Below are 26,985 nucleotides of genomic sequence, written 5' to 3'. Positions count from 1 at the left end.
TCGTGAGGGCGGCGGCCCGCCGGCCCGGGACGAGACGGCGCGTCCGCGGCCGTGACTCGCCGCGGGCCAGGCCCGGCGCGGCGCGCCCGGCACGTGGTCAACGGGGCAGCGAAGCCGCGCACGGCACCGGGACCGGCGCGTCCGCCTGCGGCCGTCCGGCCGGGAACAGACGGTAGGAGCCGGGCAGGTCCCGCACCTCCGCGGAGAGGACCACCCCGTCCGCGCCGCCCGTCGGCAGGTGCTTGGCCAGCACGGCGAGGACGCTCTCGGACAGACGCGCCTTCAGCGTTTCGGACCGTCCCGGCATGAGACCGACCTGCGCGTGCACAAAATCCCTCCCGTCGCCCCCTCCGTCGCCGACGTACGTCTCGGCCGGGCGGAAGAACGTCTTGCACACGCCCGCCGACCCCGCGACCTCCCGCACGAGCGGGTGCAGTTCCCTCACGAGAGCTGCGCGGTCGAAGACGTCGGCCAGCCGGGAGGAGTAGTCGATGGTGAGGTGCGGCATGAGGGACCTTTCGCGCGCCCTGGTTTCTTCGGGCAACTATTTTCCCCCTGCCCCGGTCCGCACCACCGGCGGGCCCCCCGAGGCGTCCGGAGCGCCCGGCGCCGGTCGGGGAAGACGACACGGTCGGATCGGCAGGATCTTGGGCTTCGGGCTCACCGAGCCCGCCGGCCTGATCCGGGCCGGACTCGCCCGCACCGCGTGGCGGCCGCCGGACGGCCGACCGGGATCCGCCCGCCGCCCCGGGCAGCCGTACGCGGTGGCGCGCGTCGGCCCCGCGGGGCGGAGGATCCGGTCCGGATCGTGGTCGATCCCGGCCCCGGCGGAACGGACGAGGTCACGAGTGACGGGGAAGGTCACCAGTAGTGCCGACGTCCCCCGACGGCGTGTCCGGTGGCTCCGAGGATCCAGAGAATCGCGCCGATGACCACCAGGATGATCCCGATGGTCCACAGGATCGAGATGCCGGTGAGGAATCCGACGACGAGCAGAATGACGCCGAGGAGGAGCATGACCGCCTCCGGTTTCGAGTAGTGCTGTTTTTCACTCTGCACGGCGATGCCCCGCCAGGGAAGTGGCAGATTCACCAGCGTTCGCCGAGCCACGCGCGCCTGACGCCGGCGAGCCCGGAGGCGGCGGGGCACGAGCGGGTGCGACCCGCCGGAGAGGTGTCTCATCGGCCGCGGACGGGGCTCCCGCGTCCGGCGTACTCGCCTCCGGTCCGCGGCCGGCGGGCCCCGGCACCGGCCGGAGCCCGCACTGGGCGACAACCGCCGCGGCGTGCCGCAGACTCGTAAGAAGACCGCCGGTCGATCGCACTTGAGGGGCCGGACCCGTGCATGATGTTCCGCTGTGGCTGTGGATGGTGTTCGTCGCCACCGTGCTGGTGTCGTTGGCGGTCGATCTGCTGGCGCACCGGCGGGCCCACGTGATCCATTTCCGCGAGGCCGCCGCCTGGAGCGGTGTCTGGGTGGGACTGGCCGTCGTCTTCGGTGTCGCCGTGTTCCTGGTGGTCGGTACGGCCGCCGGAGTGGAGTACACCACCGCCTGGCTGCTGGAGAAGAGCCTGTCGGTGGACAACCTCTTCGTCTTCGCGCTGATCTTCGGCTACTTCAAGGTGCCCAGGGCCTACCAGCACCGCGTACTGTTCCTCGGCGTCCTGGGCGCCCTGGTCTTCCGGGGCGTCTTCCTCGCCGCCGGTGTGGCGGTGGTCAGCCGCTTCTCCGCCGTCCTGTTCGTCTTCGCGGCCATCCTCTTCTACAGCACCTACAAGATCCTCAAGGAGGAGGACGACAGCTTCGACCCCGGCCGGAGCATCGCCGTGAAGCTGCTCCGCAAGATCATCCCCGTGCGGGACGACTACGCGGGCACCCGGTTCTTCGTCAAGGAAGCCGGACGGCGCGTCGCCACCCCGCTGCTCGCCGTCGTCGCCGCGATCGAGGCCGCCGACCTCGTCTTCGCCGTCGACAGCGTGCCCGCCGTCCTGGCCGTCAGCAGCGACGCCTTCATCGTCTACACCAGCAACGCCTTCGCCATCCTCGGCCTGCGCGCCCTGTACTTCATGCTCGCCGGCCTGCTGGACCGCTTCCACTACCTCAGCAAGGGCCTGGCGCTCATCCTCGGCTTCATCGCCGTCAAGCTCATCCTCCAGGCGTCCCACAAAACGATCAGTACGGCCGTGCCCGAGGTCCCCTCCCCCCTCAGCCTCGCCGTCATCGTCATCGTCCTGGCCGTCTCCGTGGCGCTCAGCATGCTGCGCCCACCGCCCGGCCAGACCGGGCCCACGCTCCCCCCTTCCTCCGGCCAGACCGCCGGGACCGCCGGAAGCGAGGCCGCCGAGAGCGCCCCGGGACCGCCCCCGCCCGGACACGCGCCCCCGGCCGATCCCCACGACCGCGCCGGACCACCCGATGCCCGGTGATCCCGGCCAGGACGCCGCGACACCCAAAGGCCCCAAAATTGTGCAAAAGGGTCGTAAAATAAGGCCCTATGGGAACCAAACAGAAATCTCGGACGACCAAGCCGACCGGATACGTCTGCGGCTCATGCAAGCACCCGGTGGACGCCGTGGTGGAACGGCACAAGAACATGGGGGTCTTCGTCCCTTCCTGGACCGCGGGCCCGTGCCACAACCCGCGCTGCGACCAGTACGTGCCGACACAGGTACCGATCAGCTCGGTGCGCAGCACGCTGTGGAAGAGCATGACCGGCTGGTCCCACCGCTGACCGATATCCCGCGGCGCCGAACCGCTCGACGCCGAAAGCGCTCCCGCAGGGCCACGCCCCCCGGGACCGTGCCCGTGCGCGCGATCCGCACGCCGCTGCCCTGAGCCCGATCCTGACCGCCCGCGCGCCCCGCACCAACCGGCGCAGAGAGTGACCTCCCTCAGACACTGACACAGCGAACGACCGCCCGGTGTCGTGAGGCCGAAGCCCCGAAGACGTCGAAGACGCCCGCGTCACCGGCCCGTCCTACGTCCGCAACCCCGAGAAACTGACCCGCGTCGCGGCCGAGACGCCGCTCACCCCGCGATGAACACGCCGGGGCACCGAGACACCACCGTCCCCGGGTATGACGCGGGGGCGGCTTCGGGCTCCTCCGAAACCGCCCCCGCCCTGCGGCTCTCACATCGCGACGACAGGATGGGAACCAGCGCTCCCCTGGAGCCAGGGGGTCTGCCCGGCCGGGCGTCGGGACGGTGACCGCCGGACTCCGCTCACCGGCTGTCCCGCGCTGCCCACACCGTGCCGCGGGCCTCGTACTCGAGCATCTCCTCCAGACCGACCGCGGCGTCCGCGCCGAGTTCCCGGCGCACCAGCCACAGGGCCAGGTCCAGCCCCGAGGTCACCCCGCCGGCGGTGACCAGGTCGCCGTCGTCGACCACACGGGCGTTCTTCAGCACACCGCCCTGCCGTTCCAGATCGGCCCGCGCCCGGTGATGGGTGGTGCAGGGGCGCCCCGAGGTCAGCCCGGCGGCGGAGAGCAGCATCACGCCCGTGCACAGCGCGCTGACGGTCAGGCCCGGCCGGGCCGCGGCGGCTAGGGCCCGGGGCAGGGAGCCTCGCCGGATCTCGGCCCACACTCCGGGATCCTCACGGCGCGCGTACCCGCCGCCGGGGACGACGAGGAGGTCCGCCTCCTTGGGGGCCCACCCGTGGTCGACGCGCAGCCTGGTGCCGTAGGCGGCCTCGACGGTACGGGGGCCGTCGAGCGTGACGTAGCGGACCTCCACCTCCCGGTCGGCGAAGTAACCGGAGGCGGAGAACACCTCGTACGGGGCGGTGAAATCGAGTTCCTCCACACCGTCGAACAGGACGACGTGCACGCGTAGGGGACGGTCGCGCCCGGGAGCCGCGGACACGGCCGCGTCGGCCCGGGTGGCGGCGCCGGCGGTCAGCGTCGCGGCCCCGAGCGCGGTGGTGGCGTGCAGGAGGGTACGGCGGTTCATCTCGGTCGGTACTCCACTTCTCGGTCGGTCACGGGTGGGGTGAGCGGCTCGTTCGCCGGGTACGGAGGCGTCGTCGGGCCGTACGGGAGGGCACGGCGCACGGCGCGGGCGTGCTCGCCCCCGCGCGGGTGGCCGACGCGCCACAGGGTGCCGTCGGCGCCGGCGCGGACGCCCTGACGGGTGGGTGGTCAGTTGCCCCACCGCGCGGCGTCGGCCATGGTCTCCATCCGGGTCCTGTGCGGCGGCATGGACCTCTCCCGCAGCAGTTCGGACGCGACGGAGAAAGGCGGGGCCTTCTCCGGGCGGTGCCGCGCCTGGGCCACGATCTCGTCGGTGAGGGTGGTGGCCATGGACAGCCGCGGATAGGCGGCGTGGATCGCGGCCGCGGTGGCGTCGTCGACGCAGTCCGTGTCCCAGCCGAAGTCCATGCCGGTCCCCTGGTGCACCAGGGCGCACAGGGTGCCGCGGCGCTCGGCGATGCCCGGCGTCGTGTGCAGGGCGATGGCCTCCCATACGGCGTCGACGTCGGGGGCGGGCAGACCCTGCGCGGTGAGGAACTCCGCGGCCGTGTCGGCGCCGTCCACCTCGAACCGCTGGTGGCGGTCGCCCGCCTGCGTCAGGCCGATGTCGTGCAGGACACAGGCCAGGAACAGCAGCTCCGGATCGTAGTCGCGCCCCGGCTTCGCGCCCTGGTGGTCGGCGCGGAGGCGGGCGAACAGCGCGCTGCGGACGCTGTGGTTGGCGGTCGCGGTGGACTCCGTCTCGCGCACCAGGGCCAGCGCGCGGCGGGCGACCGGGGTGTCGGGGAGCGGCGGGACGCCGGTGGTCATCACGTCGTTCATGGCATCGATGATCGTCCGCGGCGACCGCCCGTGACAGTGGCAGGCTTGCCGCCATGCGAGAGGAAACTGCCACTCCCTCTCCCGGCCCCACCGCACCGCGGTAGCCCGGCGAGGCGACGTGGTTGCGGGAGTGGCTCGCCGGCATGGTCGCCATGGACGACTCCTCCGGATACCGCCGGCCCCCCTTCCGGCACGACGTCATCACGTGGCGCCGTCGCCGTTGACCAAGCGGCGGACCTCGGCGTCGGCGCGGGCACACGGAAGCCAGGGAGAGCGGACCGTCGTCCTCGGTGGCCTTGTCGGCCCCTGAATATCCGCCCTCTGAACGAGCGCCTGGATGGTCATTCCACTGCGTGGCCGGGTGGGAATGCGGATCAGGGGGATGGTCGGGTCCTGCGGTGGACCCGGTGGTCCAGGGCCGCCAGGCGCCGGGCGAGCGTCTCCGGGATGCCCACCGCCATGGCCTCGCCGGGGCAGCGGTGTCCGGTGCGCGGGTCCCCTCCCCTGGGGGATCGGTTCGTCCCGGCCGGGCGGGTGGCCGGGGAACCGCTCGGGGCGGAACGTGGAGCGGACCTTCCTGTGCGCGGGCCCGCACGTCGCCCTGGAACGCTGGCGGTCCGGGACCGTGGAGCCGGTGCGGCGTTCCTTCGCCACCGTGCGAAGGCAGCCGGCGTTCGGCGCGGGCTGTGGTGGGGGCGGCTGGAGCGGTCGTCATGCCCGCGGCGCCCGGCTGCCGGTAGCGGCCCGCCCACCGGGCGGCGGTGGTGTGGCCGACCTGGAAGCGTTCCGCGGCCCGCCGCAGCGGCCATCCGTCGTCCACGACGCGCCGCCGGGCCAGACGCAGCCGTCCGTCGGGGTCAGCGAGGCGTTACGGTGCGGCAGGAGGGCCTCCTGGGCGGACGTGGATGCCGCAATCCACACCGAACCCAGAAGGCCCTCACTCGTTCGGGCGCCCAGCACACGTGTCATCAACGTCCCGGACAGCACACCCGGCCCAGACGAAACGGACACCGACCCATCAGACGCCCACTGAACGCCCTCTGCGGCCGAGGCGGATGCGCAGGGCATGGCCGAGACGCCCGTGGAGGCGCTGCCGGGCGTCCGGTTCGCGGCGAGCGAGCACCGCACGGGCCGTAGCCACTGCGCACCTCAGCCGGGCCCAGAACAGCCCTTCAGGAAGCGAACCTCGCCCTCGGCCTGTCCCTCGCCGTCGCTACCTGGTGCATGGCCGGCGCGTGTGAGTCCATGGCGATGACCGATGTGTGCTGGGTGATCACCTGCTGGTAGATGAGGACCGCCTCGACCCGGTTGCGGACCTCCAGCTTGGCGAGCAGGTGGGAGACGTGGCTCTTGACGGTCGCCGTCTTGATGGCCAGCAGCTTCGCCACCTCCTCCGTGGACCGTCCGGAGGCCAGGTGGGACAGCACCTCGAACTCGCGGTCGGAGAGGTTCAGCAGTTTTTGTGCCGGATCAGGTTTCGCGGCGTCACACCCGGCACCGGACTTCGCACCGCCCGCCTCGCTGTGTCCTCCGCGCACAGCGGGGCGGGCGAAAGAGTCCAGTTCCGAGTTGACGAGTGTGTAGCCGGCGACCGCCGCGCCGACCGCGACCACCAGCCGGTCCGGTGTGGAGTCCTTGGTGAGCACTCCCGCCGCACCCGCGGCCAGGGCCGTGCGTATCTCTCCCCCGGTCCAGCGGGTACTCAGCAGCAGGACCCGTATGCCTCTGGCGGCAAGTGTCCGCACCTGACGGCTCACGTCGGTGCCGGGACCGATCGACCACAGCACCACCTTCACTCCGTCGAGCCGCCATTCGCGCAGCGGCCGTCCGGCGTCGACGGTGGTCACCGCCAGCACCATGCCGCTATCCCGTAATGTCGTCCCGATGATGTGACGGGAGAGCGGATCGCCATCCGCCACCAGGACGGCAGGGGCCGGGGAGTGCTTGGGTCTGGCCGTGGCATCGCGGATGGTGCGGAGGTTCACAGCACTGCCTGGAAGCAACTTCTCTGCCATGTCTGTTTCCCTAACGTGTCGGCGTGAACGAGGGTCGCCGGTGCAGGCGGACGCAGCGGGGGCGTATCACCCGGCTGGGCTGCTTCGTCGCAGCGGAGCGTCTGTGGAAGGGGCGCGGGCCCGGGAGCCGGGAGGAGAGAGGGGGAACGGCGGCCGAGGAGCGGGTGCCTGCCGCCACCGTGACTCACATGCCGGACGCCTTCCGCCGCCTGGCACCGCGCCGGTCGGCACATCGCACGCGGTCTCTGGGCGCGTGAGTGCGCGGGGCGTGAGCGGGGTGACAGGGTCCGCGGCCGGTCCCTCCGGGTACCGGCTCGCTAAGCGTCGCAGCCGTGAACAAGGAGCGAGGCGTTTCGTGCGCTGCCAACCGTCGTTCCCCCCCTCGGACGACCGCCTGTCACCTTTCGTGTGCCGTACGTATTCTCCCATCCATCGCCGGAGACACGACCAAGCGGGAGTAAACAATCCTGGGTGAGGACGAGGGAGCCGGCCGAGCGCTCACACGTGTCGTGTGCAGGGGTCCGCAAGCGCTCGGCCGGGTGGTCAGTCGGTGCCGCCCAGGAGGCGGACCACGTCGACGGTGCGGTGGGAGAAGCCAGCCTCGTTGTCGTACCAGCCCACGACCTTGACCAGGGATCCGCCCTGCCCGTCGTCGATGACCATGGTGAGCGGGGCGTCGAAGGTGCAGGAGGCGGAGGTGCCGATGATGTCCGTGGAGACCAGTGGATCCTCGCTGTACACGAGGACGTCCTTCAGGGGACCGCGTGCCGCTTCCGCGAAGGCGGCGTTGACCTCCTCCACCGTGACGGAGCGCTGCAGTTCGACGGTCAGGTCGACGATCGAGCCGTCGACGACGGGGACCCGCATGGACAGGCCGTCCATGCGTCCGGCGAGTTCGGGCAGGACCACGCCGATGGCCCGGGCGGCACCCGTGGTGGTGGGGATGATGTTGTGGGCAGCCGCCCGGGCGCGGCGGAAGTCGCGGTGCGGGGCGTCGTGCAGGCGCTGGTCGCTGGTGTAGGCGTGCGAGGTGTTCATCAGTCCGCGCCGTACACCGAAGTGCTGGTGCAGCACGTGGGCGAGGGGAGCGGCGCAGTTGGTGGTGCAGGAGGCGTTCGAGACGATCCTGTGGGAGGCGTCCAGGGCGCCGTCGTTGATGCCGTACACGACGGTGAAGTCGACGTTCGTGGCCGGTGCGGAGATCAGGACGCGGCGCGCGCCCGCGTCGAGGTGGGCCGCGGCGGCCTTGCCGTCGGTGAAGACGCCGGTGGACTCGACGACCACGTCCACGTCGAGCTGCGCCCAGGGCAGGTCGGCCGGGTTCTTCTCGCGCAGGACCCGAATCGTGCGCTCACCGATGACGAGCCGGCCGTCCCGGACGTCGACCGGCTCGGCCAGCCGGCCGTGGACGGAGTCGTAGCGCAGCAGGTTGGCCAGGAGCTCGGGGTCCGTCAGGTCGTTGACGGCGACGATGTCGATGTCCGGGCGGGTGAGCGCGACGCGGGTGACCGTCCGTCCGATGCGGCCGAAACCGTTGATGGCGATGCGGATTGCCATGGTGCCGGTACTCCTTGTTCCAGAGCTTTCCAGAAGGTCAGGCAGCGGCGCGCGCCTTTGCGTTCCGCCAGGAGGACAGGGCGAGCAGGGCCGCGGCGAAGAAGGCCGCCGAGGCGATGAGTGCCGAGATGTGCAGGCCGGAGACCAGTTGCCGGCCCGCGATGAGGGAGGTGAAGAGGGCGACGCCGAGCGAGTTGCCGATCTGGCGTGCCACGTTGAACACCGCCGATGCCACACCGGCGTTCTCGGTGGGCGCTGCCTGCACGATGGCGGCGGTGGCCGCCGGTACCGTGCTCGGGGTGGCGAGGCCGGTCGCGATGAGAGCGGGCAGCAGCATCCAGTACGGGGTGTCGGGCCCGGCGAGCAGCCAGCCGACGAATCCGACGGCGCCGAGCAGCAGGGCTCCGGTCATCGGGACGTACGGGCCGTAACGGGCCGTCAGGCGGCCGGAGAGCGGCGCCGCGACGACGGCCATGCACACCGTCGGCAGCAGGGCCAGACCGGCGCCCAGTGCGTCGTAACCGCGCTCGTTCTGCAGATAGAGCGTGGACAGGTAGAGCATGCCGTAGTAGCCGAGGTTGAGCAGGACGCCGACCGCGGCGGTGGAGGAGAAGCCGGGTGACCGGAAGAGCGACAGGGGCAGCAGCGGTGGCTTCTCCGGGATCCCGCGGGCCTCCGTCCGCCGCTCGGCAAGGATGAACAGGACGAGCGCGACCAGGCCGAGGGCACCGCCGCTCAGCACCACCGGCGAGGTCCAGCCCTGGGTGCCGGCCTCGTTCAGCATGCCGGCCAGCGCCAGCACGGCGACGATGCCCAGGACCTGGCCGAGGGGGTCCAGGCCGCGTGCCCCCGCCCGGCCGGCGGGCGCAGGAACGCATCTGCGGGTCAGCCAGACGGCCAGCAGCGCGACGGGAACGTTGATCCAGAAGGCGGCGCGCCAGTTCAGTCCCGCCACCAGCAGACCGCCCACGAGAGGCCCCGCCGCGAACGCGATGCCGGAGATGCCGGCCCAGACGCCGAGGGCCTTGGCCCGCACGGCCGTGACCGGGTAGGCCGCGGTCAGCAGGGCCAGCGAGGTGGGCACCAGCAGGGCACCGCCGGCACCCTGGGCGAGACGCGAGGCGATGAGGGCCGCCGGGGTGGTGGCCAGGGCGCAGCCGACCGAGGCGAGGGCGAAGACGCCGAGGCCGGTGAGGAACACCTTCCGGTGCCCGAGCCGGTCGCCGAAGCCGCCGCCCAGGAGCAGGAGGCCGCCGAAGACGGCGCTGTAGCCGTCGACGACCCAGGCGATCTCCGAGGTACCGGCACCGACCGACTCACGGATGACGGGGACGGCGACGGTGACGACGGTGACGTCCAGCATCACCAGGAAATAGCCCAGGCTGAGGGCGATGAGCGGGGGCCACGACAGTCGCTCGGTCATGGGGGGCGGCCCGTCCTGTGCCGCCGCCGTTCCGGTCGTTGTACTCATGCGAGTAATCGTCGGCCTCCAACAGTTAGTCGTTCGGCAAAGTGTGCTTGTATGGCGGACATGGACGAAGTCATGGACACGACCGAGCCGGAGCTCGCGCGCGCCGCGCGTCTGCTGGCCAGCGCCTCCCGGGCCCGGATGCTCAAGGCGCTCTCCGACGGCCGGCCGCTGGCGGTCTCGGTCCTGGCAGCCGAGGCCGGGGTGAGCGTGCCGACGGCGAGCGTGCACCTCGCGCACCTGGCCGAGGCGGGGTTCGTGCGGGCCGAACACTGCGGACGGCACCGCTACTTCCGCCTGGCCAGTCCCGACGTCGCCACCGCCCTGGAGGCGCTGGCCATCATCGCGCCGCCCGATCCCACCCCGGTGACCACCCTGCGCGCCCACAGCCGGCACAACGCGCTGAGGCGGTCGCGCACCTGTTACGACCACCTCGCGGGGTCTCTGGGCGTGGCGCTCATGAGCACTTTCCTCGACCAGGGGCTGCTACGGCGGGAGGAGAGCGACCCCACGTCCGGCTCCCGCCCCGATCAGCCCGCCTCCTACGGCAGGCAGGCGGCGTATCACCTGACTCCCCGAGGAACCGAGCGCTTCACCGGATTCGGTATCGATGTGGACGCGCTGGTCCGGGGGCGGCGTCCGGTGGTGCGCTACTGCGTCGACTGGAGCGAGCGGCGGCATCATCTCGCCGGTGCGCTGGGCGCCGCACTGGCCGCCCGGTTCTTCGCCCTGAACTGGCTGCGGTACGGCGTCTCGCCACGCGTCGTCCATCTCACCGACGTTGGCAAGGACGGGGTGCGGGACGCCTTCCGGATCGAGATCGCCGACTGAGCCACCCAAGCCGCGGCGCCGTCCCCGGCCGGGTCAGCGGGTCTCCAGGGACACCGTGGGCGCCTCCCGCACCCCGAGCACGGTAACGCCGGTCTCGGTGCGCACCCGATGCACGCTGCCTGGGTCCTCGATGATCAGGTCGCCGACGGTGTAGCGGTCGCCGTTGTCGTTGATGAGCTCTCCATCGAGAATGAACATCAGTTCGTAGCCGAGGTGTTCGTGCAGGTCGCCGTGTGCGCCCGGGCCGAAGCGCACAAGGAACGCGGTGGCGCTCTGCGGTGCCGGGGTGGCGTACAACGGCCGTATCTGCACCCCCGCCCGGCCTGGCTCGTCCCAACCGCTCCATTCGACGGCCTCGCGTCCCTCGGCGGTGAGCAGATCGCGGAGCACCGTGACGGTGCGCTGCTGGGGGGTTTCGGTCCGGTCTGCGAGCGTGCCGCTCATACCGGGGCTCCTTCCGGTTCTGGGGCGGGAACGGTTTCTTCCACGACCGCGTAGGGTGCGGGGCTCGTGGCACCGGAGGCGGTCGCCGGTGCCGCGCCGAGGGCCGCGGCGGCGACGGCGTCGGCGTCGCGGATGAACTCGTTCCACGGCCCGGGGCGCCCACTGCCGACCAGCGTGAACCAGCGGGTGTGCTCGGTCGGCAGACCCAGGACGGTCAGCCCGGTCTCCGGGCGGCCTGCGGCGGTCAGAGGGTGGAACGGGGAGCGGGTGACGGCGACACCGCCGGTGGGGAAGGCATCCTTCCCCACGCCGTTGACGAACTCCGTCCACACCCCGCGCCGCAGCAGGTTCACGGTCAGCGGCGAGGGGTCGAGCCGTACGTCCGGGTTGGGGATGCGCGCGTCGATCAGGACGTCCGCGCAGACCGCCGAGCCCGGGACGGCGTCGGAGGAGAGGACGAAGGAGTCCGACTCCGCGTCCGCGGTGAAGCGGGTCTCGGGCCCGACGACGCGCAGCAGTCCGGCCTCGATGAGGGCCATGGCGTAGCGCACCCGGATCCGCGGGGGGCCGGCCGCGAGAAAGGAGTGGCGCGGTGCGAAGTCGGCGAGGAAGTGGCGGTGGGCCCGCGGGTGGAACCCGGCGAAGTCCATCAGCTCCCGGATGACCCAGCGGGTGTCGCGCAGCACGTCGAGGGAGGTCTTCAGGGCGTCGTCCACATTGCCCCGTTCGGCGTGTTCGAGGTCGAGCCGCATCGCCTCGACCAGCGCCCGGTCGAAGTCGTCCACTCCTGTGAACGTCCGCCCCTCGAAGGGCCGGCTGAGCCGCCACAGGTCCGGTGCCGCCGACGTGTCCCGTACGCCGTGCAGCCGCGCGAGGGCGAGCACGTCCGGCACGCCCTGCCGCGACCGGGTCACGACCTCGGCGCGGAAGGCGTCCACCCGCTCCGGAGCCTCGGCGCGCAGCACCGCGGTGAAGTACGTCAGGTGGATCTCGGCCACCAGCCAGGGCAGCACGTCCCGGCTGAAGTCCAAAGGCGCGCGGGTGGCGTGCGCCCGGACGGTGTCCGGGGTGAACAGGGTGCTGCCGGCCTTGTAGGTGGCCGTCTTCTGGTTGCGGCCCCTGGCCGGCAGCGGCATGCCGCTGCGGGAGCCGACGAGCATCAGGGGCTCGTCGCCACTCGGTTCGTAGCGGACCTCGCCGTCCGGGTCCTCCAGGAACGTGCCGCCGCGCCCGACGGTGAGCGCATACATGACGTCGTAGAAGGACAGGCCGATGCCTACGATCCCGACGGTCGCCGTGGCGGGGATCTCGTCCAGCGGCATGTCGGCCGGGGAGTCGCCGCGTATGTAGCGCAAGTGCGGGCGAGCGGCGGCGAACTCGGCGAGTTCGCGCTGCGTGCCCGTGAGGGCGGGCGTCGGGTGGCCCGTGGCGAGCACGACCCGGTCTGCCCTCAGCCAGGTGCCGTCGGACAGCCGGAGGCTGTACCCGACGGGGCTTGGCACCAGGTCCTCGACAGCGGCGGTGATGCGGTGCAGCGTGGCCGACGACGGCAGGTGGGCCTCGGCGGTGTCCACGACGTAGCGCATGTACTGTCCATGCAGGGCGCGGGGGGCGTAGGCGTTGGGCCCGGCGCAGTCGGGGTCGTGCCGCTCCCACCACTGGGCCAGCGACGGGCCGGCGCCGGGGCGGTCCGGGCCGTCGTCGGGCGGCCCGGAGAACATGGTGACCTCGCCGCAGACCGTGTTCATCAGAAACCAGCTGGGCTGGTCGGAACGCCAGATCCGGCCGCATCCGACCTCCACGGCGTCCACCAGGTAGATGTCCGTCCTGCGGGACGCGCCCTCGGCCAGCCGTGCGGCCAGCCGCTCCAGAACCCCCACTCCCCGTGGACCGCTGCCGACTATGACGATGCGATGTGAGTCTTCCACCACATGGGACCTTTCGGCTTTTTCTCCGAGATGCTGCACGGGCCCCCTGGATCTTTTGGAACCGAGGGCCCGTGCAGGCTCCAAGGGATTCTGAGTGCGCCCTCGAAGGGGATTGCGAACTTCTTTCGGTGGAAAGCAGACTACCGGGATTCCGGTCGATAGACCAAACAAATTCATTCATATCGCCATGAGCAGCCTTCATGGAAATAGCGCAGGCTGCTGTGCGGCGACTATTGTGGCATCGCACTTAATTGATTTGCCGCAGTGGCGAAATCAATGATTCGCCCCCAGCGACAGTGGAGACACATCGTGGGACGCCCCGCACTCATCCTCATGGATCTCATCAACGACGTCGTCCATCCCGACGGCAGCTACGCCAAGGACGGCTACGCGGAGCAGGTTGCCTCCCGCGGCGTACTGGAGCGGGCGGCTGCCGCGGCCGACCTCGCCCGGGAGCGGAACATCCCGGTCGTCCACGTGACCGTCGGCTTCTCCCCGGGCTATCCCGAATGGCCCGCCGGTTCCCCCGTCTTCGCGCCGTGCCGCGACGAGAAGCGGCTGGAACTCGGCGCGTGGGGCACCGAACAGCACGAGCTGGTACGGCCACACCCCGGCGAGGTACTGATCGCCAAGCACCGGCTGAACCCCTTCCACGGCACCGCGCTGGACGTCGTCCTGCGCGCCCAGGGCGTGGACCGGCTGCTCCTGGGCGGGGTGTCCACCGACCTCGTGGTGATGTCGGCGGCACGGGACGCGCACGACCGCGACTACCAGGTGGAGGTCCTGGAGGACGCCACCGCGGCCGCCGACGCCGAACTGCACCGAGCCGCCGTCAGGCTCCTGGCCCGCACCGCCACCGTGACCACCGTCGCCCAGGCCCTGTCCCACTGACCGCCACCGCACGAGGAGCGACCATGGGCTCGACCCTGGCCGAAAAGGTATGGAACACGCATGTCGTCCGGCCCGGCGACAGCGGCGAGGACCTGCTCTACATCGACTTGCACCTGCTGCACGAAGTCAACACCCCGCAGGCGTTCGACGGCCTGCGGGCGGCGGGGCGGCGGGTACGGCGCCCGGATCTGACACTGGGGACCGAGGACCACAACATCCCCACCATCGCCGTCGACAAGCCCATCCAGGACCCGGTGGCCCGCCGTCAGTCGGAACTGATGCGCAAGAACTGCGCCGAGTTCGGCATCCCGCTGCTGCGCATTGGCGACCCCCAGCAGGGCATCGTCCATGTCATCGGACCCGAGCTCGGCCTGACCCGCCCCGGCATGACGATCGTGTGCTGCGACTCGCACACCACCACACAGGGGGCCTTCGGCGCGCTCGCCTTCGGCATCGGCACCAGCCAGGTCGAGCACGTGCTGGCCACCCAGACCCTCGCGATGAAGCGCCCCCGCGACATGGCCGTGACCGTGGGCGGCACCTTGCGTCCCGGGGTGACGGCGAAGGATCTGGTCCTCGCCCTCATCGCCGAGATCGGTACCGCTGGCGGCCAGGGCCACATCGTGGAATACCGCGGCACTGCCATCGACGCCCTGTCGATGGAGGGGCGGATGACCCTGTGCAACATGACGGTGGAGGCCGGCTCGCGGGCCGGGATGATCGCACCCGACGCCACGACGTTGGAGTACCTCGCCGGGCGCCCGGGCATGCCGCGGGGCGCGGCCTGGGACACGGAAGCCGAGTACTGGATGGGGCTGCGCAGCGACCCGGACGCGGTGTTCGACAAGGAGGTCGTCCTGGACGGCGAAGCCGTGCCCCCGTTCGTGTCCTGGGGCACCAACCCCGCGCAGAGCGTGCCGCTCGGCGGTCGGATCCCGGACCCGGAAACCTTCGCCACCGAGTCGGAGCGCGCGGCGGCCCGCCACGCCCTGCGGTACATGGCGCTGAGTCCGGGCACGGCGATGCGGGATGTGCCGGTGGACGTCGTGTTCGTCGGTTCCTGCACCAACGGCCGCATCGAGGATCTGCGCGCCGTGGCGGAGGTCCTCGACGGCCGAAAGGTGGCCGAAGGCGTCCGGATGATGATCGTCCCCGGGTCGGCGAGCGTACGCCGGCAGGCCGAGGCGGAGGGGCTGGCCGACGTGTTCGCCCGAGCGGGCGCGGACTTCCGGGCCGGCGCGGGGTGCTCGATGTGCGCGGCCCTCAACGAGGACCGGCTGCGCCCCGGGGAGCGGGCCGCCTCCACCAACAACCGCAACTTCGAGGGGCGGCAGGGCCGCGGATCGCGGACCCACATCGTCTCCCCGGCGGTCGCGGCCGCCACCGCCGTGTCCGGGCGGCTGGCCGCTCCGGACGACCTGTAAGGAGGCTGCCTTGGAGAAGTTCACCGTCCATCACGGAACGGCGATGCCGCTGCGCCGCAGCGACGTCGACACCGACCAGATCATCCCCGTCCGGTTCCTCAACCACTCCGAGCGCACCGGGCACGCCGAGGCGCTGTTCGCCGACTGGCGTACGGACCCCGGGTTCGTGCTCAACCAGCCCCAGTATCAGGGCGCCAGCGTGCTGATCGCCGGCAACGACTTCGGCACCGGCTCCTCCCGCGAGTACGCGGTGTGGGCGCTGCTGAACTACGGTTTCCGCGCCGTGGTCGCGCCGCGCTTCGGCGACATCTTCCACGGCAACGCCCTGATGAACGGCCTGCTCCCGGTCACGCTGCCCGAAGAGACGGTCGAGCGGCTGTGGGACGCGGTCACCGCCGAGCCGGCCCGTCGGGTCACCATCGACCTGACGGAGTCGCGCCTGCGCTGCGGTGAGATCAGTGCCTCCTTTCACGTCGAGGAGGGAGCCCGGCGACGGCTGCTGTCGGGCCTCGACCTCATCGCCGACACCTTGCGGCACGAGGACACCATCGCCGCCTACGAGAGCACGCGCCGATCGGCCATGCCCGCGACAACCTCGCTCTGACGGCCGGCGAGAGCCCGCAGTTCGTTGATCCGCCGCCCGGCGATCTCCCGGGCGGCGGCGGCGAACGCCCGCACCCGGCCGTCGTCGCCCTCCCCGGACTGGGTACTGATGGACAGCTGACGCGAGCGGCCGGGCGTCAGCCGCAGGATCCGCAGATCGGGCAGTACCGTCGGCAGGACGGTGTCCGGCAGGATCGTCGCCCCCAAGCCCTCGCCGACCATGGACAGCACGGTGTTCAGGTCGCGTATGTGGTGCTGGGGCACCAGTTGCCCGTCCGCCTCACGCAGAGCGCGCAGCACCGCCGCCTCGGGGTCCCAGGAGGGGATCATCAGTGGCAGCCGCGCCACCTGCTCGTACGGCACGGCTCTGGCACCGGCGAGCGGATGGCCCCGGGCGACCAGGGCGTACAGCGTCTCGCGCACCAGGGGCGCCGTGACCACTCCGGGCGGCGTGGAGTAGGTGATCCCCACGTCCACACCGCCGGTCCGCAGCCAGCGGCCTATCTGCTTGTCGTCGGCCTCCCTGACGGTGATGGCCGGCTCCCGGCCCGTGGCGGCGAGTTCCGCCATCAGCCGCGGTAGCAGCTGCGAGGCGAAGGTGGGCACCGTCGCCACCCGCAGCGGACCGTCGTCGGCCCGGGCGGCGCGAGCCCGTACCACCACCAGCTCGGCGTGGTGGACCACGGCCTGGGCATGCCGGAGCGCCCTTCTGCCCTCCGCGGTGAGGATGACGCCGCCGCGCTCGCGGCGCAGCAGTGCCACCCCGAGCTCCTTCTCCAGCGCCGCCACGGCATGGCTCACCGCCGACTGACTGATGCCGAGCCGCAGTCCGGCCCGGGTGAAGCTTTCCGTCTCGGCCACTGCGACGAACGCGGAGCACTGCGACAGTTTCACCTGGTCTCCTCGAGTTAAATAACGGGTTTCCTCAAGGGAAATACGTCATGCAAAACGCTCATGAAGCCACGGCCACGGTAATCACAACGCAGCGGCATTGGGTCGTGGTGCCCGCACAACGGAGGAACGGCGCCTGGAATTCCTCCACCTTCCTGATGGACGCCTCCACCTTTTGATGAGATCCGTTGACAGTATCTCGGCGCCCGTCGGATATTCCTTCCCGAATCCCCCACGCGTCCCTGGCTGCGGCATACACGTGTGGCGACTGGCGATTAGCATAAGGAAGCGAGCGATGCGACCCATCCACGTACTGGACAAGTCGGAACACGACGAACTGTACGACCTCCTCGACTCCGTCGGAAAGCATCCGTACGAGGACTACCCGGCCTTTTCCCGGTCGATCTCCGACCTGATCGACCAGGGCCGGGTCCCCGCCTTCTTCAGCGAGGTGTGCGGCCGTATCAAGGACGAGCGCCGCTCCGGCGTCTCGCAGGCGCATGTCCTGCGCAACGTCCCCATCGACGCGGAGGTGCCGTTCCTCGACCACGACGATCCGGTCAGCGACAAGCACAAGAAGAAGAAGACCTTCGTCGGTGAGGGGTTGCTGGAGCTGTTCAACCAGCTCGTCGGGACGCCGCTGCTCACCTACGCCCGCAACCAGGGTGACTTCTTCACCGACGTCGTCGCCTACAACCGCTTCGACGGGATGTTCAGCGGTTACAGCGACAGCGAGCTGTACTTCCACAACGACCGCACCGCCCACCCTGTCCGCGCCGACTACATCTCACTGCTCGGGATGCGCTGCCCAGACGACGTCATCTACACCGGGTACGTCGACGGCACGGCCCTGCTGGAACACCTCGACGAGGACACGCAGAAGACGTTGCGGCAGCCGTACTTCGTCACCTCCTTCGACGTCTTCTCCCGCGAGTTCAACCCGGCGCTGACCGAGTCCGAGAAGCACGCGATCCTCTACAACGACCACAGCTTCCGGTACATGGACACCGCGACCACCTTCGCCCCCGACGCTCCGGTCGAGGCCCGAGACGCGATCATCGCGGTCAAGGACGCGCTCGCGAAGGCGGACAAACAGCGCCACCGCATCCTCACCGGCGACCTGTTCGTCCTGGCCAACCAGGATGGCATGCACAGCCGGGAGAAGATCGAGATCCACGACCCGGTGAGGGCCAAGTCCCGCTGGCTGCTGAAGACCTACGCCTTCCGCGACGATGCCACCGCGGACGGCTACGCCGACGCGTGGCTCGACGGCGTACGGGGCCGTGTGGCCGACTGACGTCGGAACACGCCGGCCCCGGCGTCGGTCCCCTTCTCCCGCGCCGCCCGCGCCTCACCCCCCGCGTGCGGGCGGCGCGCACCTCACCCCGTGCGCTACCGACAGGAGAAACCACTGTGCCCGTCTCTCGCGTAGCCTCCCGCTTCGCAGGGATCGAGAAGTCCCCCACCTACGCGATCCTCGACCTGGCCGCGGAGCTGCGCGCCCAGGGCGAGTCGATCCTCGACCTCAACGGCGGCGAGCCCGACTTCGACACACCCGCCCACATCACCGCCGAGGCCACGCAGGCGCTGCACGGCGGCTTCACCCACTACACGCCCAGCCGCGGCCTGCCCACACTCCTGGCGGCCATCGGGGACAAGCTGCTGAAGGACAACGGTCTGGCCGTGGACCCGGCTCGCCAGGTCATCGTCACCCCCTCCGCCAAGCATGCCCTGTTCCTCTCGGTCATGACGCTGCTCGGCCCGGGGGACGAGTTGCTGATCCCCACCCCGAGCTGGGTTAGCTACCCCGCCATGGCCCGTCTCGCCGGAGCGGACCCCGTCTTCGCCCCGCTCAGCGCGGACAACGGCTTCCGCGTCACCCGGGAGATCCTGGAGGCGCACCTCGGCCCGCGGACCCGCGCCCTGCTGATCAACAACCCGAACAACCCGACCGGCAACGTCCTCACCGCCACCGAGGCCGAGGCGGTCGCGGCCGTCGCCCGGGACCACGACCTGTTCGTCATCACCGACGAGATCTACGAGAAGGTCCGCTTCCGCGGCGAGCACATCGCCATCGCGGCGCTGCCCGGCATGGCCGACCGCACCCTCACGGTCAACGGCTTCTCCAAGGGCTACGCCATGACCGGCTGGCGACTGGGCTATGTGGCGGCGCCCGAGGACGTCTCGGCCCAGATGCTGAAGGTGCAGCAGCACACGGTGGGCTGCGCCGGCTCCTTCGTGCAGCGGGGCGCTATCGGCGCGCTGACCGGCCCCCAGGAACCCATCGAGGAGATGCGCGCGGCGTACGAGGCCCGCCGGGACTTCCTGGTGGAGGGTCTGTCCGGCATCCCCGGCTTCGTCTGCCCGAGCCCGGACGCCGCCCTCTACGCCTTCTGCGACATCAGCGGCGCCGGATTCGCCGACCCCACCGCCTTCACCACGTGGCTGCTGCGCGAGGCGAAGGTGGCCGTCACCCCCGGCTCCGCCTTCGGCCCCGGCGGTGAACGGCACATCCGGCTGGCGTTCGCCACGGACGACAAGACCCTCGCCGAAGCTGTGGACCGCATCAAGAGCGCCATGGAGCGGCTGTGACCGCCCCCGTCGCCGCCCCGGCCCCCGTGCAGCGGCCGGAACGCCGCCCGACACCGATCACCGCGGCCACCGTACGACAGCGGCCGTCCGGCATGCCCGTGCACCGGTACCGCCCCTACGAGGCCGTGGACCTGCCCGACCGCACCTGGCCATCGAACCGCATCACCGCGGCCCCGCGCTGGCTGTCGACCGACCTGCGCGACGGCAACCAGGCCCTGATCGACCCCATGCCGCCCGACCGCAAACGGACCATGTTCGACATGCTGGTGCGGATGGGCTACAAGGAGATCGAGATCGGCTTTCCCGCTTCGGGCCAGACCGACTTCGATTTCGTGCGTTCGCTCATCGAAGAGGACGCGATCCCGGACGACGTGACGATCTCGGTGCTGACCCAGGCGCGTGAGGAACTGATCGAGCGGACTGTGGAGAGCCTTGTGGGCGCGGACCGGGCCACCGTGCACCTGTACAACGCGACCGCCCCGCTCTTCCGCCGCACCGTCTTCCGCAACGACAAGGAGGGAACCCGGCGGATCGCCGTCGACGGCACCCGCCTGGTGATGCGGTACGCCGACAAACTGCTGGGCGGCGACACGGTGTTCGGCTTCCAGTACAGCCCGGAGATCTTCACCGACACCGAGCTGGACTTCGCGCTGGAGGTCTGCGAGGCGGTGATGGACGTATGGCAGCCCGACGAGGGACGGGAGATCATCCTCAACCTGCCGGCCACCGTCGAGCGCTCCACTCCGTCGACATACGCCGACCGCTTCGAGTGGATGTCCCGCCATCTCTCGCGCCGCGCTCACGTATGCCTGTCCGCCCACCCCCACAACGACCGGGGCACTGCGGTCGCGGCGGCCGAACTCGCCGTACTGGCGGGCGCGGACCGGATCGAGGGCTGCCTCTTCGGCCAGGGCGAGCGCACCGGCAACGTCGATCTCGTCACCCTGGGCATGAACCTGTTCAGCCAGGGCGTGGATCCACTGATCGACTTCTCGGCGATCGACGACATCCGGCGTACGGCCGAGTACTGCACGCAGATGGAGGTCCACGCCCGGCACCCCTATGCCGGAGACCTGGTGTACACCTCGTTCTCCGGATCGCACCAGGACGCGATCAACAAGGGTTTCGCGGCGCTCGACGAGAAAGCCGCGTCCCTCGGCCTTCCGGTGGCGGACATCCCCTGGGAGGTGCCGTACCTGCCGATCGACCCCAAGGACGTCGGCCGCTCGTACGAAGCGGTGATCCGCGTCAATTCCCAGTCCGGAAAAGGCGGTGTCGCCTACGTACTGAAGACCAACCACCACCTCGACCTGCCCCGCCGCCTGCAAATCGAGTTCTCCCGGGTCATCCAGGACTACACGGACGCGCGAGGCGGCGAGGTCACCCCGGAACGCATCTGGTTCCTCTTCTCCGACACCTACCTCACCCAGCGCGACACCCCATGGGGCCGGATCTCGGTCCGTGACCACCACATCGACACCACGGCCGACGGCATCTGCCACCTCACTCTCGACGTGGACGCCGCCGACGAGCCGACGGCCCTCACCGGCGCGGGCACCGATCTGTGCGAGGCCCTGACCAAGGCCCTGACGCCCCTACGGCAGGTGTCCGTACTGGAAACGGTGAGCCAGCCCCTCGACATGGCCGCCGGGCAGACGGTCTGCGTCTACGCCGAATGCCTGGTGGAGGGCGAGGTGCGTTGGGGCGTCGGCATCGAGACCGAACTCACCAGGGCCCTGATCAACGCGGTGGTATCGGCGGCGAACCGGCACATCGGACGGCCGGTCCGGCTCAAGGCGTGCGATCGGCCCGAGGCGGGTTGACCACGGAGCGGGTGGAGCCGGGCGGGCGGCCGGAGCCTGCGAGCTGCACAGGCAGATCGCCGATCCACGGCCGGGCCGCCCCGACCGGCAGCCGGGCGCCCCGCCATAACACCTCCGACGCGACCGCGAGGCGGTGGGCGGCGCCGGTACGGTGACCGCGAGGTGCTCGCGGCGAGCGCCTTCGCGGCCACCGCGGGCTGCACCTGGCGGCATTCGCCGCCCATCTTCGGTCCGTCGGATCCTGCCGCGCACCGGCGTTTCACCGAGTGGAGCAAGGCCCGGTCCGGGCGAACTCGCACCGCCCGGTCCTGGATGAGCCGGGCTCGCGCGGCGAGCCGGACCGGTCGGCGCTGCGGGATCGACCGCCCACCCAGCGCTACCTCCGCCCGGACGTCCACAAGATCACGGCCGCCGGCGCAGCGCTCCCCGCGCACCTCAGCGCGGTCCGCGCTCCCCGCTCGCTCCCGAGCCCGATCGTCATCACCCGCTGACACCGGTCAAGGAGCACCGGTCCCCAACTGGCCCCCAAAACGATCAAGGGCCGGTTTCGGATACCTCCGAAACCGGCCCTGACCTGCGACTCTCACGAGTCGGGACGACAGGATTTGAACCTGCGACCCCTTGACCCCCAGTCAAGTGCGCTACCAAGCTGCGCCACGTCCCGTTGCCCGCCTGACCTGGGGTTTCCCCTGGCCGAACGCGCAGGAAAACCATACCGCACTCGTGCCGGTGGTCGCGCACCGCTTGCGGGTCGGGTCTTCGGGAGCGGCCCTTGACCTCAACTCTGCTTGAGGTTGCACGCTCATCGGTATGACGATCACCGAGGAACGCGGGCGCACCTACGGGTACGCCGACCTGCCCGAGCTGATGTCCCTGATGACCGGCGACGAGAAGCACGGCCCTGCGGCGACGTCCACGCTGGACGTGCTGTGGGTCCTGTACGACCGGGTGCTGCGGGTGAGCCCGCAGCGCGTCGACGATCCGGAGCGGGACCGGTTCCTGCTGTCCAAAGGACACGGTCCGATGGCGTACTACGCCGTGCTGGCGGCCAAGGGCTTCCTGCCGGTGGCCTGGCTGCCCGGTTTCGGCTCCTACGACTCGCCGCTCGGGCACCATCCCGACCGCACGCTGGTGCCCGGTGTGGAGATCGGCAGCGGCTCCCTGGGACACGGCCTGCCGATCGCCGTCGGCACGGCGCTGGGGCTGCGCGCTCAGGGACGTGCGGCACCGCGGGTATGGGCGCTGATCGGGGACGCCGAGCTGGACGAGGGCAGCAACCACGAGGCGATCGCCTTCGCCGGGCCCGCCGGGCTGGAACGGCTGCACACCGTGGTCGTCGACAACGCGTCCGCCAGCCATGCCCTGCCCGGCGGCATCGCGGCCCGTTTCGAGGCCGCGGGCTGGTCGGCGGTCACCGTGGACGGGCGGGACCACGAGGCGCTGTACGCCGCCTTCACCGCCCCGCATCCGGGACGCCCGCACGTGGTGGTGGCCAGGGTGGAGCCGAAGTCCGCCTGAGCCTTCGCCCTTCGCGCCCGCTCCCGTGCCTTTCCCTCCCGCGCTCATGCCGTCATCCCCTTCCGGCGTGCTCCCCGCAGCCGCCGGACCGCCGTCCCACCAGTCAGAAAGGCTCTCCGTCATGGACACCATGCGTGACCGGTTCGCCCCCGTCGTCTCCCAGCTGCTGGACGAGGACCCGCGCGTGGCCGTGGTCCTCGCCGAGATCGGCAGGGACGGCTTCGCCGAGGCCGTGCGCCGGCATCCGGACCGGGTCGTCAACGTCGGCATCCGCGAGCAGCTCCTGGTGGGGGCGGCCGCCGGGCTGGCGCTGACCGGGATACGGCCCGTCGTACACACCTTCGCCAGCTTTCTCGTCGAGCGGCCCTTCGAGCAGGTCAAGCTGGACCTCGGGCACCAGGACGTGGGTGCGGTGCTGGTGAGCGCCGCCGCGTCCTTCGACTGGCCCGCCGGCGGCTACACCCACATGGCGCCCGGCGACGTGGCCCTGCTCGACACCCTGGACGGGTGGACCGTGCACGTGCCGGGCCACCCCGACGAGGCGGAGGCACTGCTGCGGCACGCGGTGGCCGCCGGGGACGACAAGGTCTACGTACGGCTGTCCGTGCAGGCCAACACCGAAGGACGGCCGGTGGACGGGGAAGGGTTCCTGCCCGTCCGGCAGGGGCGCTCCGGCGTGGTCGTCGCCGTCGGGCCGCTGCTCGACGCGGCGCTCGCCGCCACGGAGGGCATGGACGTGACCGTCCTGTACGCGACGACCGTCCGCCCCTTCGACGGCGCCGCGCTGCGCCGGGCCACGCAGACGGCGGGGACGGACGTCGTCCTGGTCGAGCCGTACCTGGCCGGGACGTCGGCGGGGGCCGTGAACGAGGCGCTGTCCGAGGTGCCGCACCGGGTGCTGGGTCTGGGCGTGGGCCGCCGCGAGCTGCGGCGCTACGGACGCCTGGAGGAGCATGCCGCCGCCCATGGGCTGGACGCCCGGTCGCTGCGGGAGCGGATCGGAGGTTTCCTCGGGTCCGGTGGGTGACGGGCCGGCGCGGGGCGGAGCGGACCGGCGCCCCGGATGGTCATCCCTTGTCCGGGTGGACCGGCCCGGGTATCGCCGCCGTAACCGGTCCGGCCGCGTCGGCGCGGACCAGGCCGCGGATCGCGGGCACCGCGAGCAGGGCCACGCAGACCACGAAGCTCGTCGCCCCGGCGGCGAGCAGCACGTGGCCGGCGCCCAGCAGGGAGGCGGCCGGGCCGGCGAGGGCCTGGCCCACGGGCATCATCGCCAGGGAGCCCGCCACCTCGTAGGCGTGGATGCGGTTGAGGACGTCGGACGGGACCTGGGTCTGGACGCTGGTCGCCCACATCACGCCCCAGAAGGACATCCCCGCCCCGGCGACGACGGCTCCCGCCGCCATGGCCGGCACGCCCAGACCGGCTCCGACGGCCGCCGGGAAGGCGGCGAAGCCGAAGAGGGCGATCGCGCCGGCGCGGAGCATACGGCGGGGGCGCAGCCGCAGGGCGAGGAGTCCGCCGGCGACGGTGCCGGCGCCCAGGGCGGAGTTGACCAGGCCGTAGGCGCGCGCACCGTGCTCCCCGACCACCTCCGCCGCGACCAGGGGGACGGTCGGCCCCCACACGGCGATCATGTATAAGCACCAGACGGCGATGACGCTCCACAGCCAGGTGCGGGAGCGGAACTCCCGCCAGCCTTCGGCCAGGTCGGACCGGAACGCCTTCGCCGCGCCGCCGGTGCCCCGGTGTCGGTGCCCGGCGGCCCGGCCGCCGGGCGTGGGCGGCGGCAGCCGGAGCAGCAGCAGGCACAGCGCGCTCACCGCGTACGTGGCCGCGTGGGCGGTGAAGACGCCCCCGGGGGCGGCGAAGCCGACGAGGAGTCCGGCCAGGGCGGGACCCGCGAGCTGGGCGGCGGACTCGGCGACCCGTATCGCGCCGTTCGCTCCCTGGACGTCGGAGGCGAGCCGGGGCACCGTACTGGCGACGCCGGGCTGGAACACGGCTCCCGCGACGCCGTTGACGAAGCCGATCGCGCAGATCTCCCAGAGCACGACATGACCGGAGAAGAACAGCGCGGCCGCCAGGGCCTGGGTGCCCAGCCGCACCAGGTCGGCGCCGATCATCAGCTTGCGGGTGCTGAACCGGTCGGCGAGGACGCCGCCGAAGACGACGAGCCCGGCGAAGGCCGCGGCGGTCGCGGCCATGGCGAGGCCGACCGCCCCGGCCCCGTACCCGTGCTGGAGCAGTCCGGCGGCGAGCGCGACGGGCAGCATGGTGTCGCCGAGCCGGGCGACCGCGCGCGCCACGAAGAAGAGGGCGAACTCCCGCGACCAGACCCGTCCCGCCTTCCGGCCCCGCCGCGGCGCGGCTGCCGTCGGGCTCCCCGCCCCGGTGCCGCGCCCCGGCACCGCGCCGTGTCCCGCCCCACCGTGCGCGGGCTGCGACGACGTCCCCCTGGTCATCCTCTCGCGCTCCCCTCCCCCGCCGTGCCCGGCCGGCCCCCGGGGCAGCCGGAGCCCCCCTCCGGCCCCGGCTGCCGCTCATGCCTCCGGATGATGCCACGGGGCACTGACAATGCCGGAACGCTTTTCAGCCGCCGGCCGGAAGCCCCAGCCGGGGGTGGGCCTCCAGCAGCCGGGGCGGGGCCGCCTGGCGCCAGGAGTCGGCGAGGATGTCGTGCAGTTCGCCCTCGTCCTCCAGGGCGGACAGACGGACCCGCACCCAGGCGAACTGGGCCTCGTGGCCGGCGATCCAGAACTTCTCCGGCTCGGCGAGGGCCAGTTCGTCGCGCTCCTCCTTCGGGCAGCGCACGGCCATGGAGGTCTCGTCCTCGGGCAGTGTGGCGAACATCTTCCCGGCGACCCGGAACGTGGGCATGCTCCAGGCGGTCTTCTCCGTGGTGTCCGGCAGGGACAGGGCGATACGGCGTACGTCTTCGGCATCCGGCATGCCCCGCACCGTAGCCGCTGCCACTGACAACTCACCCGGCGGCGCGGGCGGCCCCGATCCGCTCGTGGTGCGGCGCCGTCGGCTGCAGCACGCCGTGCGGGTCGGCCGCGTACTCGGGGATCGCTCCGGCGCGGGTCCGCCCGGCGCAGCGGTAGAGGCGCTCGGCGGGGCTGCCGCTCTCGGTGTCCAGGCGCGGGAGGGCGATGCCGGACGCCCCGGCCGCCCGCTCGGCGCTGGTCGGCAGCGTGCGGCCCCGTCCCCGTCCGCGCGCGTCGCGGCGCACCGCCGGCTTCGGTTCGGCGCGGTGCCCGCTGTCGGGTGTCACACCCGCGCCGCTTCCGCCAGCGCGTCCAGCACCGGGCGGATCAGCGGGTGGCCTTCGGCTCCCCTGCGGACGGCCGCGAAGACCCGGCGGGTGGGGGCCACTCCGTCGACCGGGCGGACCACGACGCCCGTCAGGTCCATGCCGCGCAGCGCCGACCGCGGGACGAGAGCGACGCCCACGCCGGCCGAGGCGAGGGCGACGACCGCGCGGAAGTCGTCGGAGGAGTGCTCCAGACGGGGCTGGAAACCGGCGCTCTCACAGGCCAGGACCACCACGTCGTGGCAGGGGTTGCCCGGGTAGGGGCCGATCCAGGCGTCCTTGGCCAGCTCCGCGAGCGGTACCTCGGTGGCGCCGGCCAGGCGATGGGCGACCGGCACCACCGCGTCGAACGGCTCGGCGTACAGCGGGACAGGGGTCAGCCGCGGGTCGTCGGCGGGCGGCGCCCCGCGGTACTCGACGGCGACGGCCACGTCCACCTGCCGGTCCAGCACCATCGGCAGGCTGGCGTCGCCCTCGGCGTCCTGGACCCGGACGCGGATGCCGGGCGCCGAACGGGCGAGCCGGGTCGCGGCGGGCGCGACGACCAGGGCGATGCCGGTGGCGAAGGAGGCGACGGTGACCGTGCCGGCCTGGCCCGAGCTGTAGGCGGCGAGCTCGGCCTCGGCACGCTCCAGCTGGGCGAGGACCGCGTTGGTGTGGGTGAGCAGGATCTCGCCGGCCGGGGTGAGCCGTACGCCCTTGGCGCTCCGCTCCACCAGGCGGTGGCCGGTCTCCTGCTCCAGGGCCGTCAGCTGCTGGGAGACCGCCGACGGGGTGAGATACAGCGCGGCGGCAGCCGCCGTCACCGTGCGGTGGTCGGCCACCGCACGGAGGATGTGCAGCCGCCGCGCTTCGATCATGCGATCGATTCTCTCAGGTCACCGGCCC

At 71.7% G+C, this 26,985-nt stretch carries 25 protein-coding genes, 1 tRNA gene and 4 pseudogenes; 14 read left to right on the top strand and 16 right to left on the bottom strand.

The annotated features are described in order from the left end of the window. Nucleotides 1-97: 97 nt before the first annotated feature. Both AB0L74_RS28180 and AB0L74_RS28175 read right to left on the bottom strand, forming a co-directional pair. Nucleotides 98-508 carry a 5-carboxymethyl-2-hydroxymuconate delta isomerase gene (locus AB0L74_RS28180; RefSeq protein ID WP_365658201.1) on the bottom strand — a complete coding sequence of 137 codons (411 nt, stop codon included), beginning with the start codon at nt 506-508 and terminating at the stop codon, nt 98-100. 353 nt (nt 509-861) lie between these two features. Continuing rightward, entirely contained in the window at nt 862-1,017 is a 156-nt protein-coding gene (locus tag AB0L74_RS28175; RefSeq protein WP_365658245.1) for a DUF6131 family protein, read from the bottom strand. Between the two features lie 323 nt (nt 1,018-1,340). Here AB0L74_RS28175 and AB0L74_RS28170 point away from each other — a divergent pair, with 323 nt between their 5' ends. The 3 genes and pseudogenes from AB0L74_RS28170 to AB0L74_RS28160 form a co-directional block, all read left to right on the top strand. After that, the gene (locus AB0L74_RS28170; protein ID WP_365658198.1) at nt 1,341-2,426 is read left to right on the top strand and encodes a TerC family protein; all 1,086 of its coding nucleotides are present in this window, start codon (nt 1,341-1,343) and stop codon (nt 2,424-2,426) included. A 68-nt stretch (nt 2,427-2,494) separates the two neighbouring features. Beyond that, nucleotides 2,495-2,731 (top strand): hypothetical protein, encoded by a 237-nt coding sequence (locus tag AB0L74_RS28165; RefSeq protein WP_365658195.1) that lies wholly within the window; start codon nt 2,495-2,497, stop codon nt 2,729-2,731. A 217-nt stretch (nt 2,732-2,948) separates the two neighbouring features. Beyond that, nucleotides 2,949-3,041 (top strand): annotated as a pseudogene (locus AB0L74_RS28160) (RNA polymerase subunit sigma-24); the annotation flags it as partial. Between the two features lie 181 nt (nt 3,042-3,222). Here the strand turns inward: AB0L74_RS28160 and AB0L74_RS28155 are convergent. The 6 genes and pseudogenes from AB0L74_RS28155 to AB0L74_RS28130 all read right to left on the bottom strand — a co-directional run bounded on the left by AB0L74_RS28155 (nt 3,223) and on the right by AB0L74_RS28130 (nt 9,839). Next, nucleotides 3,223-3,954, bottom strand: a complete 732-nt coding sequence (locus AB0L74_RS28155; RefSeq protein ID WP_365658192.1) for a DJ-1/PfpI family protein — start codon at nt 3,952-3,954, stop codon at nt 3,223-3,225. A gap of 188 nt (nt 3,955-4,142) precedes the next feature. Then, complete coding sequence (locus tag AB0L74_RS28150; RefSeq protein ID WP_365658189.1) at nt 4,143-4,796, bottom strand: HD domain-containing protein; 654 nt, start codon at nt 4,794-4,796, stop codon at nt 4,143-4,145. Nucleotides 4,797-5,464: 668 nt separating this feature from the next. Next, nucleotides 5,465-5,678 (bottom strand): annotated as a pseudogene (locus AB0L74_RS28145) (leucine zipper domain-containing protein); the annotation flags it as partial. 290 nt (nt 5,679-5,968) lie between these two features. Beyond that, complete coding sequence (locus tag AB0L74_RS28140) at nt 5,969-6,811, bottom strand: LuxR C-terminal-related transcriptional regulator (RefSeq protein ID WP_365658187.1); 843 nt, start codon at nt 6,809-6,811, stop codon at nt 5,969-5,971. Between the two features lie 543 nt (nt 6,812-7,354). Further along, the gene (gap, locus tag AB0L74_RS28135) at nt 7,355-8,368 is read right to left on the bottom strand and encodes a type I glyceraldehyde-3-phosphate dehydrogenase (protein ID WP_365658184.1); all 1,014 of its coding nucleotides are present in this window, start codon (nt 8,366-8,368) and stop codon (nt 7,355-7,357) included. A gap of 37 nt (nt 8,369-8,405) precedes the next feature. Then, the gene (locus AB0L74_RS28130) at nt 8,406-9,839 is read right to left on the bottom strand and encodes an MFS transporter (RefSeq protein ID WP_365658180.1); all 1,434 of its coding nucleotides are present in this window, start codon (nt 9,837-9,839) and stop codon (nt 8,406-8,408) included. 72 nt (nt 9,840-9,911) lie between these two features. Between AB0L74_RS28130 and AB0L74_RS28125 the strand changes: the two genes are divergently transcribed. Continuing rightward, the gene (locus AB0L74_RS28125; protein WP_365658177.1) at nt 9,912-10,667 is read left to right on the top strand and encodes a helix-turn-helix domain-containing protein; all 756 of its coding nucleotides are present in this window, start codon (nt 9,912-9,914) and stop codon (nt 10,665-10,667) included. Nucleotides 10,668-10,700: 33 nt separating this feature from the next. Here the strand turns inward: AB0L74_RS28125 and AB0L74_RS28120 are convergent, their stop codons facing one another. Then, nucleotides 10,701-11,111: a cupin domain-containing protein gene (locus AB0L74_RS28120; protein WP_365658174.1), complete on the bottom strand. Its 411-nt coding sequence runs from the start codon at nt 11,109-11,111 to the stop codon at nt 10,701-10,703. Next, nucleotides 11,108-13,039: an FAD/NAD(P)-binding protein gene (locus AB0L74_RS28115; protein ID WP_365658171.1), complete on the bottom strand. Its 1,932-nt coding sequence runs from the start codon at nt 13,037-13,039 to the stop codon at nt 11,108-11,110. The genes AB0L74_RS28120 and AB0L74_RS28115 overlap by 4 nt, the downstream gene beginning before the upstream one ends. Nucleotides 13,040-13,348: 309 nt before the next feature. Here AB0L74_RS28115 and AB0L74_RS28110 point away from each other — a divergent pair, with 309 nt between their 5' ends. From AB0L74_RS28110 to leuD, 3 genes are read left to right on the top strand one after another with little or no spacing between them, the layout of a single operon-like run. Then, complete coding sequence (locus AB0L74_RS28110; protein ID WP_365658168.1) at nt 13,349-13,930, top strand: isochorismatase family cysteine hydrolase; 582 nt, start codon at nt 13,349-13,351, stop codon at nt 13,928-13,930. 23 nt (nt 13,931-13,953) lie between these two features. After that, nucleotides 13,954-15,354 (top strand): 3-isopropylmalate dehydratase large subunit, encoded by a 1,401-nt coding sequence (leuC, locus tag AB0L74_RS28105; protein WP_365658165.1) that lies wholly within the window; start codon nt 13,954-13,956, stop codon nt 15,352-15,354. A 10-nt stretch (nt 15,355-15,364) separates the two neighbouring features. Continuing rightward, on the top strand, nt 15,365-15,958 hold the full coding sequence (gene leuD, locus AB0L74_RS28100) for a 3-isopropylmalate dehydratase small subunit (protein WP_365658162.1): 594 nt from the start codon (nt 15,365-15,367) through the stop codon (nt 15,956-15,958). Here the strand turns inward: leuD and AB0L74_RS28095 are convergent. Then, entirely contained in the window at nt 15,910-16,851 is a 942-nt protein-coding gene (locus AB0L74_RS28095) for a LysR family transcriptional regulator (RefSeq protein WP_365658160.1), read from the bottom strand. The two genes, leuD and AB0L74_RS28095, sit on opposite strands and share 49 nt — an antisense overlap. Nucleotides 16,852-17,143: 292 nt before the next feature. Between AB0L74_RS28095 and AB0L74_RS28090 the strand changes: the two genes are divergently transcribed. The 5 genes and pseudogenes from AB0L74_RS28090 to AB0L74_RS28070 form a co-directional block, all read left to right on the top strand. Further along, nucleotides 17,144-18,145 carry a taurine catabolism dioxygenase TauD gene (locus AB0L74_RS28090; RefSeq protein ID WP_365658157.1) on the top strand — a complete coding sequence of 334 codons (1,002 nt, stop codon included), beginning with the start codon at nt 17,144-17,146 and terminating at the stop codon, nt 18,143-18,145. 116 nt (nt 18,146-18,261) lie between these two features. Next, nucleotides 18,262-19,440: a pyridoxal phosphate-dependent aminotransferase gene (locus tag AB0L74_RS28085; protein WP_365658154.1), complete on the top strand. Its 1,179-nt coding sequence runs from the start codon at nt 18,262-18,264 to the stop codon at nt 19,438-19,440. Further along, on the top strand, nt 19,437-21,263 hold the full coding sequence (gene leuA / locus AB0L74_RS28080) for a 2-isopropylmalate synthase (RefSeq protein ID WP_365658151.1): 1,827 nt from the start codon (nt 19,437-19,439) through the stop codon (nt 21,261-21,263). The genes AB0L74_RS28085 and leuA overlap by 4 nt, the downstream gene beginning before the upstream one ends. A gap of 105 nt (nt 21,264-21,368) precedes the next feature. Next, nucleotides 21,369-21,626 (top strand): annotated as a pseudogene (locus tag AB0L74_RS28075) (transposase); the annotation flags it as partial. 5 nt (nt 21,627-21,631) lie between these two features. Then, nucleotides 21,632-21,754, top strand: a pseudogene (locus tag AB0L74_RS28070) (integrase); the annotation flags it as partial. Between the two features lie 99 nt (nt 21,755-21,853). Here AB0L74_RS28070 and AB0L74_RS28065 read toward each other — a convergent pair. Further along, nucleotides 21,854-21,927 (bottom strand) — tRNA-Pro (locus AB0L74_RS28065). A gap of 146 nt (nt 21,928-22,073) precedes the next feature. Here AB0L74_RS28065 and AB0L74_RS28060 point away from each other — a divergent pair. Both AB0L74_RS28060 and AB0L74_RS28055 read left to right on the top strand, forming a co-directional pair. Then, nucleotides 22,074-22,781, top strand: a complete 708-nt coding sequence (locus AB0L74_RS28060; protein ID WP_365658148.1) for a transketolase — start codon at nt 22,074-22,076, stop codon at nt 22,779-22,781. 121 nt (nt 22,782-22,902) lie between these two features. After that, nucleotides 22,903-23,808 carry a transketolase C-terminal domain-containing protein gene (locus AB0L74_RS28055; protein ID WP_365658145.1) on the top strand — a complete coding sequence of 302 codons (906 nt, stop codon included), beginning with the start codon at nt 22,903-22,905 and terminating at the stop codon, nt 23,806-23,808. A 40-nt stretch (nt 23,809-23,848) separates the two neighbouring features. Here the strand turns inward: AB0L74_RS28055 and AB0L74_RS28050 are convergent, their stop codons facing one another. From AB0L74_RS28050 to AB0L74_RS28035, 4 genes are all read right to left on the bottom strand, one after another. After that, nucleotides 23,849-25,246, bottom strand: a complete 1,398-nt coding sequence (locus AB0L74_RS28050) for an MFS transporter (protein ID WP_365658142.1) — start codon at nt 25,244-25,246, stop codon at nt 23,849-23,851. Nucleotides 25,247-25,373: 127 nt separating this feature from the next. After that, entirely contained in the window at nt 25,374-25,733 is a 360-nt protein-coding gene (locus AB0L74_RS28045; RefSeq protein ID WP_365658139.1) for an MmcQ/YjbR family DNA-binding protein, read from the bottom strand. Between the two features lie 31 nt (nt 25,734-25,764). Then, on the bottom strand, nt 25,765-26,058 hold the full coding sequence (locus AB0L74_RS28040; protein ID WP_365658136.1) for a hypothetical protein: 294 nt from the start codon (nt 26,056-26,058) through the stop codon (nt 25,765-25,767). Continuing rightward, entirely contained in the window at nt 26,055-26,957 is a 903-nt protein-coding gene (locus AB0L74_RS28035) for a LysR family transcriptional regulator (protein WP_365658133.1), read from the bottom strand. The genes AB0L74_RS28040 and AB0L74_RS28035 overlap by 4 nt, the downstream gene beginning before the upstream one ends. Between the last annotated feature and the right edge of the window lie 28 nt (nt 26,958-26,985).

It is taken from the genome of Streptomyces sp. NPDC052020, from assembly GCF_040680575.1.
Taxonomy (GTDB): domain Bacteria; phylum Actinomycetota; class Actinomycetes; order Streptomycetales; family Streptomycetaceae; genus Streptomyces.
Note: the sequence above shows the minus strand (reverse complement) of the source record. Positions and strands in the feature narration are given on the sequence as shown.

What these genes read in the sequence shown, in the direction of transcription:
- AB0L74_RS28090 (WP_365658157.1), top strand. Translation starts at nt 17,144, where the DNA reads ATGCGACCCATCCACGTACTGGACAAGTCGGAACACGACGAACTGTAC.
- AB0L74_RS28165 (WP_365658195.1), top strand. Translation starts at nt 2,495, where the DNA reads ATGGGAACCAAACAGAAATCTCGGACGACCAAGCCGACCGGATACGTC.
- AB0L74_RS28150 (WP_365658189.1), bottom strand. Translation starts at nt 4,796, where the DNA reads ATGAACGACGTGATGACCACCGGCGTCCCGCCGCTCCCCGACACCCCG.
- AB0L74_RS28125 (WP_365658177.1), top strand. Translation starts at nt 9,912, where the DNA reads ATGGACACGACCGAGCCGGAGCTCGCGCGCGCCGCGCGTCTGCTGGCC.
- AB0L74_RS28050 (WP_365658142.1), bottom strand. Translation starts at nt 25,246, where the DNA reads ATGACCAGGGGGACGTCGTCGCAGCCCGCGCACGGTGGGGCGGGACAC.
- leuC (WP_365658165.1), top strand. Translation starts at nt 13,954, where the DNA reads ATGGGCTCGACCCTGGCCGAAAAGGTATGGAACACGCATGTCGTCCGG.
- gap (WP_365658184.1), bottom strand. Translation starts at nt 8,368, where the DNA reads ATGGCAATCCGCATCGCCATCAACGGTTTCGGCCGCATCGGACGGACG.
- AB0L74_RS28055 (WP_365658145.1), top strand. Translation starts at nt 22,903, where the DNA reads ATGGACACCATGCGTGACCGGTTCGCCCCCGTCGTCTCCCAGCTGCTG.
- AB0L74_RS28180 (WP_365658201.1), bottom strand. Translation starts at nt 508, where the DNA reads ATGCCGCACCTCACCATCGACTACTCCTCCCGGCTGGCCGACGTCTTC.
- AB0L74_RS28120 (WP_365658174.1), bottom strand. Translation starts at nt 11,111, where the DNA reads ATGAGCGGCACGCTCGCAGACCGGACCGAAACCCCCCAGCAGCGCACC.
- AB0L74_RS28140 (WP_365658187.1), bottom strand. Translation starts at nt 6,811, where the DNA reads ATGGCAGAGAAGTTGCTTCCAGGCAGTGCTGTGAACCTCCGCACCATC.
- AB0L74_RS28035 (WP_365658133.1), bottom strand. Translation starts at nt 26,957, where the DNA reads ATGATCGAAGCGCGGCGGCTGCACATCCTCCGTGCGGTGGCCGACCAC.
- AB0L74_RS28060 (WP_365658148.1), top strand. Translation starts at nt 22,074, where the DNA reads ATGACGATCACCGAGGAACGCGGGCGCACCTACGGGTACGCCGACCTG.
- AB0L74_RS28130 (WP_365658180.1), bottom strand. Translation starts at nt 9,839, where the DNA reads ATGAGTACAACGACCGGAACGGCGGCGGCACAGGACGGGCCGCCCCCC.
- AB0L74_RS28175 (WP_365658245.1), bottom strand. Translation starts at nt 1,017, where the DNA reads ATGCTCCTCCTCGGCGTCATTCTGCTCGTCGTCGGATTCCTCACCGGC.
- AB0L74_RS28155 (WP_365658192.1), bottom strand. Translation starts at nt 3,954, where the DNA reads ATGAACCGCCGTACCCTCCTGCACGCCACCACCGCGCTCGGGGCCGCG.
- AB0L74_RS28045 (WP_365658139.1), bottom strand. Translation starts at nt 25,733, where the DNA reads ATGCCGGATGCCGAAGACGTACGCCGTATCGCCCTGTCCCTGCCGGAC.